14 protein-coding genes are annotated in these 12,887 nt (G+C 62.8%); 7 read left to right on the top strand and 7 right to left on the bottom strand.

Going from position 1 to position 12,887, the window contains the following annotated elements:
* Window positions 1–30 precede the first annotated feature (30 nt).
* The 4 genes from LB536_RS18560 to LB536_RS18545 all read left to right on the top strand — a co-directional run bounded on the left by LB536_RS18560 (window position 31) and on the right by LB536_RS18545 (window position 4,682).
* Window positions 31–2,100, top strand: coding sequence for a prolyl oligopeptidase family serine peptidase (locus LB536_RS18560; protein ID WP_224595282.1), 2,070 nt, complete (start codon window positions 31–33; stop codon window positions 2,098–2,100).
* A gap of 72 nt (window positions 2,101–2,172) precedes the next feature.
* On the top strand, window positions 2,173–2,298 hold the full coding sequence (locus LB536_RS18555) for a capsid protein (RefSeq protein ID WP_081850491.1): 126 nt from the start codon (window positions 2,173–2,175) through the stop codon (window positions 2,296–2,298).
* 48 nt (window positions 2,299–2,346) lie between these two features.
* Window positions 2,347–3,726 (top strand): aspartate aminotransferase family protein, encoded by a 1,380-nt coding sequence (locus LB536_RS18550; protein WP_224595281.1) that lies wholly within the window; start codon window positions 2,347–2,349, stop codon window positions 3,724–3,726.
* A 311-nt stretch (window positions 3,727–4,037) separates the two neighbouring features.
* Window positions 4,038–4,682, top strand: a complete 645-nt coding sequence (locus tag LB536_RS18545; protein ID WP_224595280.1) for a cytochrome c oxidase assembly factor Coa1 family protein — start codon at window positions 4,038–4,040, stop codon at window positions 4,680–4,682.
* Between the two features lie 282 nt (window positions 4,683–4,964).
* Here the strand turns inward: LB536_RS18545 and mmsB are convergent, their stop codons facing one another.
* Genes mmsB through LB536_RS18530 form a run of 3 tightly spaced genes read right to left on the bottom strand, consistent with a single transcriptional unit; the run spans window position 4,965 to window position 7,472 of the window.
* Window positions 4,965–5,849, bottom strand: a complete 885-nt coding sequence (mmsB, locus tag LB536_RS18540) for a 3-hydroxyisobutyrate dehydrogenase (RefSeq protein WP_224595277.1) — start codon at window positions 5,847–5,849, stop codon at window positions 4,965–4,967.
* A 53-nt stretch (window positions 5,850–5,902) separates the two neighbouring features.
* A complete protein-coding gene (locus tag LB536_RS18535) occupies window positions 5,903–6,271 on the bottom strand; it encodes a four helix bundle protein (RefSeq protein ID WP_224595275.1) in 369 nt (122 codons plus the stop codon).
* Between the two features lie 34 nt (window positions 6,272–6,305).
* The gene (locus tag LB536_RS18530; RefSeq protein ID WP_140813172.1) at window positions 6,306–7,472 is read right to left on the bottom strand and encodes an isobutyryl-CoA dehydrogenase; all 1,167 of its coding nucleotides are present in this window, start codon (window positions 7,470–7,472) and stop codon (window positions 6,306–6,308) included.
* Between the two features lie 136 nt (window positions 7,473–7,608).
* Between LB536_RS18530 and LB536_RS18525 the strand changes: the two genes are divergently transcribed.
* Window positions 7,609–8,223, top strand: coding sequence for a dimethylsulfonioproprionate lyase family protein (locus LB536_RS18525; protein ID WP_224595272.1), 615 nt, complete (start codon window positions 7,609–7,611; stop codon window positions 8,221–8,223).
* Window positions 8,223–9,698 (top strand): cobyric acid synthase, encoded by a 1,476-nt coding sequence (locus tag LB536_RS18520; RefSeq protein WP_224595270.1) that lies wholly within the window; start codon window positions 8,223–8,225, stop codon window positions 9,696–9,698. Before LB536_RS18525 ends, LB536_RS18520 begins: the two co-directional genes overlap by 1 nt.
* Before the next feature lie 127 nt (window positions 9,699–9,825).
* Here LB536_RS18520 and LB536_RS18515 read toward each other — a convergent pair whose 3' ends face one another.
* From LB536_RS18515 to LB536_RS18500, 4 genes are all read right to left on the bottom strand, one after another.
* Window positions 9,826–10,245 (bottom strand): VOC family protein, encoded by a 420-nt coding sequence (locus LB536_RS18515; protein WP_140758272.1) that lies wholly within the window; start codon window positions 10,243–10,245, stop codon window positions 9,826–9,828.
* 72 nt (window positions 10,246–10,317) lie between these two features.
* On the bottom strand, window positions 10,318–11,148 hold the full coding sequence (locus LB536_RS18510; protein WP_224595266.1) for a helix-turn-helix domain-containing protein: 831 nt from the start codon (window positions 11,146–11,148) through the stop codon (window positions 10,318–10,320).
* A 99-nt stretch (window positions 11,149–11,247) separates the two neighbouring features.
* Window positions 11,248–11,418: a hypothetical protein gene (locus tag LB536_RS18505; RefSeq protein WP_140758274.1), complete on the bottom strand. Its 171-nt coding sequence runs from the start codon at window positions 11,416–11,418 to the stop codon at window positions 11,248–11,250.
* Window positions 11,419–11,469: 51 nt separating this feature from the next.
* Window positions 11,470–12,255 (bottom strand): TSUP family transporter, encoded by a 786-nt coding sequence (locus LB536_RS18500; protein ID WP_140758275.1) that lies wholly within the window; start codon window positions 12,253–12,255, stop codon window positions 11,470–11,472.
* Between the two features lie 118 nt (window positions 12,256–12,373).
* Here LB536_RS18500 and LB536_RS18495 point away from each other — a divergent pair, with 118 nt between their 5' ends.
* Window positions 12,374–12,805 carry a TerB family tellurite resistance protein gene (locus LB536_RS18495; RefSeq protein ID WP_224595263.1) on the top strand — a complete coding sequence of 144 codons (432 nt, stop codon included), beginning with the start codon at window positions 12,374–12,376 and terminating at the stop codon, window positions 12,803–12,805.
* Window positions 12,806–12,887 lie beyond the last annotated feature (82 nt).

Genomic DNA, 12,887 nt, shown 5'->3' with positions numbered 1-12,887 from the left:
AAAGCCGCCCAGAATCCCCCGGAGACCTGCATGACCTCTTCGACGACCAAAGCTCAGCCTTATCAGAAGGCCGGCGATCCCTTCCTCTGGCTGGAAGACAGGACCAGCAAACAGTCGCTCGACTGGGTTCATAGCCAGAACGAGGTCACGGTGGCGGAATTGCAGGGCGATCCATCCTACCAGGCGTCGTTCCAGACGGCGCTCGACCTGATGACTGCGGAGGACAATATCGCGGTTGGCGCGGCAATCGCGGGCCATGTCTACAATTTCTGGCAGGACAAGACCAATGCGCTCGGCCTGTGGCGGCGCACGACGGTCGCTTCCTACAAGACCGACAAGCCTGACTGGGAAACGATCATCGACTTCGATCAACTGGCGGCGAAGGAGGGGATAAAGTGGGTGTTCGGCGGCGCTGTCAGGCTTTACCCCGATTTCAACCTCTGCCTGGTCTCGATGTCGCCCGATGGCGGTGACGCCAGCGCGATGCGCGAGTTCGACATCGCGGCCAAGTCCTTCGTGGAAGGCGGTTTTCAGGCGCCGGCCTCGAAATCGGGCTTTGGCTGGCTGGACGAGGATACGGTCATCGTCTCGGCCGCATTCGAAGAGGCCGACAAGACCGAGTCCGGATATCCGCGCGTGGTCAAGCTCTGGAAGCGCGGCACCAAGCTGGAAGAGGCGACCCCGATCTTCGAGGGAAAGACCGAGGATCTTGCCATGGGCGCCGGTGTCGAGTTCGACGGCGAGAAGCGACACCTGTTTCTGGCGCGGACACTCAACTTCTTCGCATCGCACAGTTTCCTGCGCCTGCCCTCGGGCGAGAACCGCCGGATCCCGCTGCCCGACGATGTCACCGATACCGCGCTCTTTAGGGATCAACTGGTGTTCGGGGTGCGTACCCCGTGGATGGCGCCGGACGGCACCGCATGTCAGCCGGACGGGCTTTATTCGATCGATTTCGCGTATTGGATCGAAACCGGCAGTTTTGGCCCGATCGAAACGTTGCTGGCGCCGGCATATCGCGTCTCGATCGCCGGTATCAGCCGCACGCAGGACCGCCTGTTCATCAACGTGATGGACAATGTGCGCGGCAAGGTTCTCGTTTGCGAGCGTAAGGATGACGCCTGGTCGCTGAAACCTGTGGCGCTGCCCGAAAACGGCACGGTCGGCATCAGTCATGCCGAGCATTTCGGCTCCACCGTCTCTTTTTCCTTCACCGATTTCCTGACGCCCAGCTCCATCATCTGGTCGGATGACGACGGCGAGACGCTTGCCACCGTGAAGTCGCAGCCGGCCCGCTTCGATGCCTCGCCGCTTATCTCGGAACAGTTCGAGGCACGCTCGAAGGACGGCACGATGATCCCTTACTTCGTCGTCAGGCGGCGCGACCAGAATGGGCCGGTGCCGACGCTGCTCTACGGCTATGGCGGCTTCGAAGTGCCGCTGTTGCCCGGCTATGCCGGCGTGCGCGGCAGGCTGTGGCTGGAGAAAGGCAATGCCTATGTGCAGGCCTGTATTCGCGGCGGTGGCGAGTTCGGCCCGGCCTGGCACCAGGCGGCGCTGAAAGGCAAGCGCCAGAACGGCTTCGACGACTTTGCCGCGGTGGCTGAGGATGTCGTCAGGCGTGGCATCGCAACGCCTCAATCGCTTGGCATCCAGGGCGGCTCCAATGGCGGCCTGCTGACCGGCGCTTCCCTGACACAGCATCCCGAGCTTTTCGGCGCCGTTATCATCGAGGTGCCGCTGCTCGACATGCTGCGCTACACCGAACTGCCGCCGGGCGCTTCGTGGATGGCCGAATATGGCGATCCGTCGAAGCCGGAAGACGCCAAGTGGCTTTCCGCCTATTCGCCCTATCAACACGTCAAAGCCAATGCCGCCTATCCGCCGGTGCTGCTGACCACCTCGACCGCCGACGACCGGGTCCATCCCGGCCATGCGCGCAAGATGGCGGCACGCCTGCAGGAAGCAGGACACGGCAAGACGCTATTCTTCGAGGAGACCGAAGGCGGACATGGCGGGCGCGGCGACCGCCGGCCGCAGGCAGCGCAGACCGCGATGAAGTATGTGTTCCTGCAGCGGGCGTTGAGCGGCGAAGCCTGACCTCATTCCATGGCACCACGTGAGCAAAGGGGGTAGTTCTCCTCGACCTCCCTTTGCTCTAAGGTGCCCTTCATGGCTCTCGCTAGATTATCAGCTCGCGCATTCCGCGTCGCGGTGACACCGTCGTCACGCACGCTGCGCGCCGAGCTTTTGCGGCTGTGCGCCCGCATCGGCTATTCGCCACCTGCCGTCCTCTGACGAATTCGCCCCGGCACCGCCGGAATGATTTCAGAGGAAAGATCAGACATGACCTATCAGAATTATTCGCTGAAGCAGCTTCAGCAGATCGATGCCGCGCATCATCTCCATCCGTTCACCGACCACAAGGAACTGCGTGAGGCCGGCGCGCGCGTCATCACCCACGCCAAGGGCCCGTTCATCTACGATTCCGAAGGGACGGAACTGCTGGACGGCATGGCCGGCCTGTGGTGCGTCAATATCGGCTACGGCCGTGACGAACTGGCCGAAGCCGCCTATGCCCAGATGAAGGAGCTGCCTTACTACAATTCCTTCTTCAAATGTTCGACGCCGACGCCGGTGCTGTTGTCGAAGAAGCTGGCCGAGATCGCGCCACGCAACGTCAACCAGGTGTTCTATGGCTCGTCCGGGTCGGAGGCCAACGACACCGCGTTGCGCCTCGTGCGCCACTATTGGGTGCTGGAAGGCAAGCCGGAGAAGAACCGCGTCATCTCGCGCAAGATGGCCTATCACGGCTCGACCATCGCCGGCACTTCGCTCGGCGGCATGGATGCCATGCACAAGCAGCTCAACGGCGCGGTGCCCAACATCGTCCATGTGATGATGCCCTATGCCTATGAGCTGGCGCTTCCTGGCGAAAGCGACCATGATTTCGGCCTGCGCGCGGCAAAGTCCGTCGAGGACGCCATCCTCGAGGCCGGCGCCGACAAGGTCGCGGCTTTCATCGGCGAGCCGGTGATGGGCGCGGGCGGCGTCAAGATCCCGCCGGCGAGCTACTGGCCCGAAGTGCAGCGCATCTGCCGCAAATACGATGTGCTTTTGATGCTGGACGAGGTCATCACCGGCTATGGCCGTACCGGCGAGTGGTTCGCGGCTCAGACCTTCGGCATCGAAGCGGACACCATCACCACGGCCAAGGCGCTGACATCGGGCTATCAGCCTCTGTCGGCGCTGCTGGTTGGCGACCGCATTGCCTCGACGCTGGTCGAGAAGGGCGGCGAGTTCAACCATGGCTACACCTATTCGGGGCATCCCGTGGCCTGCGCCGTGGCACTGAAGAACCTCGAGATCATCGAACAGGAAGGCTTGGTCGACCGCGTCAGGAACGACACCGGCCCTTATTTCGCCAGGGCTTTGCAGGAGCGTATTGCCGGGCATGATCTGGTCGGCGAGGTGCGGTCGATCGGCCTGATGGGTGCCATCGAGATCGTCAAGGACAAGGCGACGAAGGAGCGCTTCCTGCCGTCGGGGAGTGCTGCGGTGACGGTGCGCGATCATGCAATCGCAAATGGCATGATGCTGCGCGCCACCGGCGACACGATGATCCTGTCGCCGCCGCTGATCTGGACCCGCGACACCATCGACATGGCCTGCGAGCGCATCGGCAAGGCGCTCGACCTGGCGCAGGCGGACCTGCGCAGGCGGTAGAACGAAACCGGGCGTCCGTTGATTGGGCGCCCGGCCCTAAAAAATCCGTCGCGGCGGGAACGAATATCACCCGACGCGCAGCTGTTGGGGGCTGTATTCATGAGCAGGACGGGCAAGAGCCGGCGCAGCCGAGAGGCCGCGTTGCGGCCGAACGGTCGATCAGCGCCGCGCTGAAGCCGGCCAGCCGAGCGGTAAAAGTAAATTCGCCGGTTTTCGTCTAAGACTTGAATGAGCGCCGCGGAACTTTGATTTTGCGCATTGTCGAGATGATGCGCTAGAACCAACCGGCATGTGCACCGATGGGGAATATCATGGCCGGACAACCGCTCAACCAGCCGGCTGAAATTCCAGCCGAACTCGATCGCTGGAACTGGGGCGCCTTCTTCCTCAACTGGATTTGGGGCATTGGCAACAGCACCTTCATCGCGCTGCTGGCGCTGATCCCCGTCGTCAACCTCATCATGATCATCGTGCTCGGCGCGCGCGGGAGCCGCTGGGCCTGGCGGAACCGTGCCTGGCGCGACGCCGAGCAATTTCGCAAGACGCAGCGCAACTGGGCGATTGCCGGCCTTGCCGTCTGGGTGGTCAGCATCGGCGGCTGTGCGACAATGGTCGGCAGCATCCCTTTCGTGCTCAAAGGCAGCGACGCCTTCCGCATGACCATGGACGCCGTCCGCACCGACACCCGGGTGAAGGCCGCCATCGGCGACGATGTGACCAACAATTTCTGGGTCGGAGGCCACCTCAACGTCAATGCGAATGGCGCGGGCGACGCCCAATTCAGCATTCCCGTCCACGGCGCCAAGGGCAAAGGCACCGTGTTTTCTCATCTGGTTCGCAATGCGGGCATATGGAGCACCCGCCTGCTCGTGGTCCGCGTGGACGGCGTCGATGCACCGATCGTGCTGACCAATGAAGATCACGTGCCGATCCCGGGTGCGGCGATCGGAATATAGACGGATCGTCGGTAACAAAGGGACCGGAAATGCAAAAACCGCGCCCCATCGGGAACGCGGCTTTGCCAGATACGCATGGCGTTTCGCTACGAAGACACTTGCGAAACTTACGGGCTCCGGTACGCGAGACCTGATCCGGAGCGCCGGGCGGATGCGATATGTCCGCCTCGCAATCCGTTTTATAGGGACATCGTTACCGCGGAGTTATCGAGAACTTAAGCAAATCTAAATTTACGGTGCTTTCTCTGGAAGGGTCCGAAAAAAATCCATCGAATCCGCTGCTTACGCTGAATTGCCGCGTAGAAAATTAATTATACCGGAGAAATCGGCGCCGCCATGGCCCTGGGCGTTGAACAAGGCATAGAGCTGCGCCGCTTCGGCGCCGAGCGGCGTCACCGCGCCCGCGCCAAGCGCTGCTTCCTGGGACAATTTCAGGTCTTTCAGCATAAGAGCCGCCGCAAATCCCGGCTTGTAATCCTTGTTGGCGGGCGAAGTGGGCACCGGGCCGGGCACCGGGCAATAGGTGGTCAGCGACCAGCACTGGCCCGACGAGGTCGAGGCAACGTCGAACAGCGCCTGATGCGACAGGCCGAGTTTCTCCGCAAGCACGAAAGCCTCGGCCACGCCGATCATCGAAATGCCGAGGATCATGTTGTTGCAAATCTTGGCTGCCTGGCCGGCGCCGTTGCCACCGCAATGGACGATGCGGCCGGCCATCGGCTTCAGGATCGGCTCGGCGGCGGCAAAGGCATCGTCGGAACCGCCGGCCATGAAGGTCAATGTGCCGGCCGTGGCACCACCGGTGCCCCCCGAAACCGGCGCATCGATTGAGAGCAGGCCATGCTTCGCGGCAATCGCATGCGCCTTGCGCGCCGATTCCACGTCGATGGTCGAGGAATCGATGAACAAGGCTTTTTTCTTCGCCTTGGGGGCGATGTCCTCATAGACCGACAAAACATGCTTGCCGGCGGGCAGCATGGTGATCACCACGTCGGCGTCCTTTGTCGCGGCGGTCGCGTTGGCCATGACGACGACACCGTGTTCGCGCGCGACGGTGAGGTTCTCCGGGATCAGGTCGAAGCCATGCACGGCATCTCCTGCCTTGACCAGGTTTGCCGCCATTGGGTTGCCCATGTTACCGAGGCCGATGAAGGCGATGGTGGTCATAGTGGCGCTCCGTGATTGGGTAAGTAGGCAGTAGGCAGTAGGCAGTAGGCAATCTATTCCGGCGTAAGTTTTCTGATGAGTTGGCGAAGCATTTTTCCGATGCCCTCGTTTGCTAACAGCATGCGGTCAGCTTGATCTTGCGTGGCAAGACCGATGCGCTCGGCGATCTGGAGGTGGGTCTCCAACTCCTTCAGGGAGCCTTGGGCGATCCTGAGAAATTGGTGATATGAGCCTCGATTGTCCCGGCCATAGCCTTCTGCAATGTTTGCAGGAATAGAGGTTGCAGAGCGGCGGATTTGGCTGGTCAGGCCATACAATTCCTCTTTAGGCCATGCTTTAGTCAAGGCGTATGTCGCGACGGCCAGATCCATCGCCTGCTGCCATACGATGAGATCCTTGTACGAATTGATCGTGCCGGTCATCTGCCTACTGCCTTCTGCCATCTGCCTACTGCCTTTACCGTCCTATCAGTGCGCGCGCGATGATGACGCGCATAATCTCGTTGGTGCCTTCGAGAATCTGGTGGACGCGCAGATCGCGCACCAGCTTCTCGATGCCGTAATCATGCAGATAGCCGTAGCCGCCGAGCAATTGCAGCGCATCGTTGGCGACGTTGAAGCCGGTGTCGGTGACGAAGCGCTTGGCCATCGCCGACCATTTGCCGGCGTCCGGCGCCTTGCGATCGAGCTTCGAGGCCGCCGCATAAAGGAAGATGCGCGCGGCCTGCAACTCTGTCTCCATGTCGGCCAGCCTGAACTGCAGCGCCTGGAACTGGTTGATCTTCGAGCCGAAGGCCTTGCGTTCGGCCGTATAAGACAGGGCCTTGTCGAGCGCCGACTGCGCGCCGCCCAGCGAACAGGCGGCGATGTTCAGCCGGCCCCCGTCGAGCCCGGCCATGGCGATGCCGAAGCCGGCGCCTTCGCCCGACAGGAGGTTTTCCGCCGGCACCTTGCAATCCTCGAAGATGACCTGGCGGGTTGACTGCATGTGCCAGCCCATCTTGTGCTCGTTGGCGCCGAAGGAGAGGCCGGGCGCATCCTTGGGCACGACGATGGTGGAGATGCCTTTCGGGCCGTCGGCGCCGGTGCGCACCATGACGGCGTAGACATCGCTGTCGCCGGCGCCGGAGATGAACTGCTTGGCGCCGTTGAGAACATAGTCGCCGCCGCTCTTCACCGCGCGCGTCTTCAATGCGGCGGCATCGGAGCCGGAACCCGGCTCGGTCAGGCAATAGCTCGCCAGCCATTCCATGGAGGTGAGCTTCGGCAGGAAGCGCTGGCGTTGTTCTTCATTGCCGAAACGGTCGATCATCGAAGCCACCATGTTGTGGATCGAGATGAAGGAAGAAAAGGCCGGATCGGCATGTGACAGCGCTTCGAAGATCAACACCGCGTCGAGCCGGCCGAGCGCGGAACCGCCGACGTCGTCCCTGATATAGATGCCGCCGAGTCCGAGCGGTCCGGTTTCACGGATCACGTCGGCGGGGAAGTGTTTCCTGCGATCCCAGTCGAGCGCGTTCGGCGCGACGCGATCTGCGGCGAAGGCCTGCGCCATCTCCTGGATGGCGCGCTGTTCCTCGTTGAGTTCGAACTGGCTGGTGCTCGCATCGACCGCGGCGTCCATGGCGTGCTCCCTGATGTCTGACCTGCTGGCCTGTCTTTTTTGGCTTTGCGCGCGCACCAATCTAGACCAATGATGCCGCCGCGCAACCCGACCTTCCGCGGAGCGGCTGTGCACCAATGCATGCCCGGAGCGAGATGTGACGACAAAATTCGATGAGCTGCAGGGACAGTTCCACGCCTATCTTGCTTCCGTCGACGACGCCCTGGTGCGTGAGGCCGTGGCGCGCATCGGCTGGGACATGCCGGCCCGCGATCTGGAGCCGCATGCGCTTGGCTGCCTGCGCCATCTGGATCGCGCGACTGAGCTGGCGCCGCCGGCCGCGAAACCGCTGGTGCAATTGCTGGCACGGCAGCGCAACGACCTCCATTGGGGGCAGACTTACAGCGAAGCGGATTTCGGAAAAGATTTCATCGACAATTACGGCTGGCTGGAAATCTTCGGCACGCGCGGCCATTTCGCCAATGACGTTGTCGCGGCCGGCCTGCTGATCCTTGGGCCCGGGATCGTCTATCCCGACCACCATCACGTTGCCGAGGAGATCTATATTCCGCTGACCGGCGGCACCGAATGGCGCATGGGCGAGGGCGGCTTTCGCACGCGTGAAGCCGGCGAGGTCGTCCACCACGCTTCCAATGTCAACCATGCCATGCGCACGGGCAAGGAACCGTTGCTGGCGCTTTATATCTGGCGCGGCGGGCCGCTGGCGCAGAAATCCACGATCACCGGAACCGCGACGCAGGGCCGGAGCTGATGACTAGGGCAATCATGCTGCAAGGCACGGGTTCGGATGTCGGCAAGACGGTGCTGGTCGCCGGGCTGTGCCGCGCCGCCAGGAATCGCGGCCTGAAGGTGCGGCCGTTCAAGCCGCAGAACATGTCGAACAACGCCGCCGTTGCCGATATTCCCGGTGACGACAACCACGGCGGCGGCGAGATCGGCCGCGCGCAATGGCTGCAGGCGATCGCTTGCGGGGTTGCGCCGTCGGTCCATATGAACCCGGTGCTGCTCAAGCCGCAGACCGATGTCGGCGCCCAGGTCATCGTCCAAGGCAAGGTGTTCGGCGAAGCGCGGGCGCGCGACTATCAGGCGCTGAAGGGCCGATTGATGGATGCTGTGCTCGATTCCTGGGGCAAGGTCGGCGAGGGCGCCGATCTCGTCATCGTCGAGGGCGCCGGCTCGCCGGCCGAGATTAACCTTCGCAGCCGCGACATCGCCAATATGGGTTTTGCCACGCGCGCCGACGTGCCGGTGGTGCTGGTCGGCGACATCGACCGCGGCGGTGTCATCGCCTCGGTCGCCGGCACGCACCTGATCCTGCCGGAAGAGGACCGGCGCATGATCGTCGGCTACCTCATCAACAAGTTCCGGGGCGATGTTTCGCTGTTCGACGATGGCCTGAAGGCGATCGAGAAATTCACGGGATGGCGCTGTTTTGGCGTCGTGCCGTGGCTGAAGTCGGCGGCCCGGCTGCCCTCGGAGGATTCGGTGGTGCTGGAGCGGCTGGCGTCCGCCGAGACGCGCGCGCTGAAAGTGGCGGTGCCGATGCTTGGCCGCATCGCCAATTTCGACGATCTCGACCCGCTCAAGGCCGAACCGCAGGTCGAGGTGGTGTTCGTGCCGCCGGGAAAGAAGCTGCCGGCCGATGCCGGGCTGGTGGTCATTCCCGGGTCCAAGTCGACGATCGGCGACCTCTTGAAGTTTCGCGAGAATGCCTGGGACCGGGACTTAGCGGCGCACCGCAAGCGCGGCGGCCATGTCGTCGGCATTTGCGGCGGCTTCCAGATGCTCGGCCGCATGGTGCGCGATCCCGATGGCATCGAAGGCAGCGTGACCGAGGCCGAAGGGCTGGGTTTGCTCGATATCGAAACGGTGATGGAGCCGGAGAAGACGGTGCGCAATGTCAGCGCCCGCTCGGTGCCGTTCGACCTGCCGCTCGAGGGCTACGAGATTCATCTCGGCCGCACCACCGGCCCGGACACCAGGCGACCGTCGGCGATCATCAACGGCGTCGAGGATGGTGCGATCTCCGCCGACGGCAAGGTGATCGGCACCTATATGCACGGTCTGTTCGGCGCCGATGCCTTTCGGGGAAAATTCCTCGAAAGCCTCGGCATCAAAGGCGGGGGCATCAATTACCGGGCCGAGGTCGAGCGGGCGCTGGACGAGGTCGCGGCCGAGCTGGAGGGCCATCTCGACTGTGACGCGATTTTTGGGCTTGCTCGGTAAGCCCGTAACATAGGCGATCAGCTGAAACGCCCGACACTTCGTCATCCACGGGCGGAGCAAGGAGCGCAGCGACGCGGCGCAGACCCGAGGATCCATGCCGCGACTTGGCGGACACAAGCATGCTGATTCAAGCCTTTTCACCTGCCTTCGGCCAGTAGGTGCCGAACGACCAGACATTGCCTTCGGGATCACGGCAGATGAATTCGCGGCTGCCATAATCGCGGTTCGTCAGTTCCTGGATGATCGTCGCGCCGCCCCTTCTGGCTTTGGCGTAGGCGGCGTCGGCATCGTCGACGGCGATATAGATCGACTTGCCGCCGCCTGAACCGGGTTCGCCGACCATCTTGCCGTAGTCGTCGTCGCGCACCGTGCCCAACATGATCATCGAAGAGCCGAAGACCAGTTCGGCATGGTGCACGACATCGCCTTCGCCATAGCGGGCGCGAACGCTGAAGCCGAAGGCTTCACAGAGCCAGTCGATCATTTTCGCCGCGTTTTTGTAACGCAGGGCAGGGTAGAGGCGGGGGGCTTCAGTGGTTGCGGGCACGGGAACCTCCTTCATCTGGATTGGTCTATTCCTCACACTGTTCGAAGACCGTTCCAGCGTCTTGAAGAAATGTTACCTGGCCGAAAGTGCCGTCGGCGTCTCGCCGGCAAGAACGCGGAACTCGCGCACCAGATGCGCCTGGTCGGCATAGCCGCAATCGGCTGCGACATCGGCCCAGTCGGCGGTCGGCTGCTTCGACAGGCGGAGCGCCCGGTTGAAACGGACGATACGCGATAGCGTCTTGGGGCCGACGCCGGTCGCGTCGAAGAATTTGTCGGCGAGGTGTTTGCGGCTCCAGCCCAGCCGTTCGGCAAGCGATGCAATCCGGGTCCGGCCGCCGGACGCGATGATGCGGTCATAGGCCCAGGCGATTTCGAGCGGCGTCTCGGTGGTGCTCTCAAGGCGGGCGGCGACGAAGGCTTCGGCAATATCGAAACGTGCCGTCCAGTCAGGCGCGTTGCCGAGCCGTTCGCGCAACGCCGCGCCTTCCGCGCCAAGTAAGTCATCGAGGACGACCATGCTGTCAGTCAATTCGCTCATAGGCAGGCGGAAGAAGCGGCGTGCGCCAAGGGGGGTGAAATTGACCTGAACGCAGCAGGCTCCGCCGAAGGATTCGATCATCACCGGCCCGGCGAAAAGGCCGGCGGCGAAACTGGCGAAGCGGTCATTGTCATCAGGCACCCTGCCGAGGCCGATGGCGAACGGTTCGGCGAAGCTGATCACCAACGGCACCGTCAGCGATGCATACTCGACATTGCGAAAATGGCCGGGAGCAGTTTCGCGGTAACCGCAGATGTCAGTGACGACACCGGCGAGTTCAGCGCCGGGGACGCGCCGCATTATCTCGAAGCGACCGGCAATGGACTGGTCGCGTTCCTTGCGGTGTTGCATCTCCACCGGCATCGCTTTCCTCCGCAGTGAAGAATCTAGCAGACCACCGCCCAACATCAAAAGCGCCCGGCTTTTGACCGGGCGCTCCACGTTATCCAGGATTTCTGGTATTTACGCGCCGCGCATCAGGCAGCCGGCGGCGAGCACGATGTAGGCGACGAGCATGATCCACACCGATGCGAGCGGAATGAACGCGAGGACGCCAAACCCGGCGAGAAGACCGATGATGGCGATAACAAGGGAGATGATGAAGACAATCTGGGTAGGCGCGCTGAGATTCATGTCTGGTCCCTCCAACATGATTCGAACAATGTCATTGTAACAGGCGCGTGATCACACACCAATCATGACGCGCAGCGGGTTGGCCGGATCCGCCAGCAGCTTCACCGCCAGAGCCACGCAGACGATGACCAGCAGCGGCTTGATCAGTTTGGCGCCAATGCGCATGGCAAGGCTGGCACCAAGCCGGGCGCCGAGGAACTGGGCAACGCCCATCATCAGGCCGATTTTCCACGAGATGACGCCGACGGCGGCAAAGACGATGAAGCCGCCAATGTTGGAAGCGAAATTGAGCAGTTTGGTGTGCGCGGTCGCCTTAAGCACGCCGTAGCCGGCGAGCGTCACGAAGGCCAGCATGTAGAAGGAACCGGCGCCCGGCCCGAACACGCCGTCATAGAAGCCGATGGCCGGCACCAGGGTCACACCGAAGAGGAAGGGCGACAGGCGCTCGGCGCGGTCGACATCGTTCATGTTGGGCTTGAGGGCGAAATATAGCGCGATGGCAATCAGCACCAGCGGCAGGGCCGCGCGCAACAGGTCGCCGGGCACGATCGTGGCCAGCAATGCGCCGATGGCACCGCCGGCAAGGGCCAGCAGCGCCGATGGCAATTGCCGGCGCAGATCGACATGGCCTTTCGAGGCATAGTGGATCGTCGCCGACCCGGAGCCGAACATGCCTTGCAGTTTGTTGGTTCCAAGCGCCTCGACCGGCGAGAAACCGGCCAGTAGCAGCGCCGGAATGGTGATCAGTCCGCCGCCGCCGGCAATCGAATCGACAAAACCCGCGGCGAAAGCCGCGAAGGCGAGCATGGCGATGGACTGGGCGGTGAGGTCGATCATCTGATGGGTCGAGATGTCCGGTCGGCTGAGATAGCGCGCGTTCGACCACGACCACCCCGTTTGCGCAAGGCCGATTCCGCGCTAATTCTATTTGAAGGGAATCGGAAAGGGGCCGTTCATGGCATTCGCGTTGCTGGACCAGATACGCTCGATCTTCGACGGCGACCCTGGCGTGCGCAAGGTCGCGGACGATCCCGTCCTGTCGGCGGAGCTGCTGATGCTGTTCCGCATGATCCTGGCCGACGGCACGGTCAGCGAGAGCGAGATGGTTGCCTTCCGGCGCATCTGCAAGGATGGCTTCGGCATTCCGGAAACCAGCATCGACAGCGTCATCGAATATCTCAACGAATTCGGCTACGAGACCAACGGCTCGCAGGCGATCGCGCTGTTCCGCGACCTCGACATCGAGCGGCGCAAGCAATTGGCGCAGCACATGGCCGAGATCGCCAAGGCGGATTCGCAGCTGGCCGAAACCGAGGTGCGCCTGTTGCGCCGCACGCTCGATTTGCTCGACATCAGCCCGGTCGATGTCGTGAAGCCGGACGAGTAGGGGCGGATGTCCTGGCCGGGGGGCCTACTGCCTGCGGCAGCTCCCCGGCGTTCGCGGCCTTCCATCGTGCCACCGGCACGAT

The sequence above is a fragment of the Mesorhizobium sp. ES1-3 genome (assembly GCF_020164795.1).
Lineage (GTDB): Bacteria > Pseudomonadota > Alphaproteobacteria > Rhizobiales > Rhizobiaceae > Mesorhizobium.
Note: the sequence above shows the minus strand (reverse complement) of the source record. Positions and strands in the feature narration are given on the sequence as shown.

Excerpts from the sequence above, each read along its gene's own strand:
- LB536_RS18560 (WP_224595282.1), top strand. The coding sequence starts at position 31 with ATGACCTCTTCGACGACCAAAGCTCAGCCTTATCAGAAGGCCGGCGAT.
- LB536_RS18555 (WP_081850491.1), top strand. The coding sequence starts at position 2,173 with ATGGCTCTCGCTAGATTATCAGCTCGCGCATTCCGCGTCGCGGTGACA.
- LB536_RS18550 (WP_224595281.1), top strand. The coding sequence starts at position 2,347 with ATGACCTATCAGAATTATTCGCTGAAGCAGCTTCAGCAGATCGATGCC.
- LB536_RS18545 (WP_224595280.1), top strand. The coding sequence starts at position 4,038 with ATGGCCGGACAACCGCTCAACCAGCCGGCTGAAATTCCAGCCGAACTC.
- mmsB (WP_224595277.1), bottom strand. The coding sequence starts at position 5,849 with ATGACCACCATCGCCTTCATCGGCCTCGGTAACATGGGCAACCCAATG.
- LB536_RS18535 (WP_224595275.1), bottom strand. The coding sequence starts at position 6,271 with ATGACCGGCACGATCAATTCGTACAAGGATCTCATCGTATGGCAGCAG.
- LB536_RS18530 (WP_140813172.1), bottom strand. The coding sequence starts at position 7,472 with ATGGACGCCGCGGTCGATGCGAGCACCAGCCAGTTCGAACTCAACGAG.
- LB536_RS18520 (WP_224595270.1), top strand. The coding sequence starts at position 8,223 with ATGACTAGGGCAATCATGCTGCAAGGCACGGGTTCGGATGTCGGCAAG.
- LB536_RS18510 (WP_224595266.1), bottom strand. The coding sequence starts at position 11,148 with ATGCCGGTGGAGATGCAACACCGCAAGGAACGCGACCAGTCCATTGCC.
- LB536_RS18505 (WP_140758274.1), bottom strand. The coding sequence starts at position 11,418 with ATGAATCTCAGCGCGCCTACCCAGATTGTCTTCATCATCTCCCTTGTT.
- LB536_RS18500 (WP_140758275.1), bottom strand. The coding sequence starts at position 12,255 with ATGATCGACCTCACCGCCCAGTCCATCGCCATGCTCGCCTTCGCGGCT.
- LB536_RS18495 (WP_224595263.1), top strand. The coding sequence starts at position 12,374 with ATGGCATTCGCGTTGCTGGACCAGATACGCTCGATCTTCGACGGCGAC.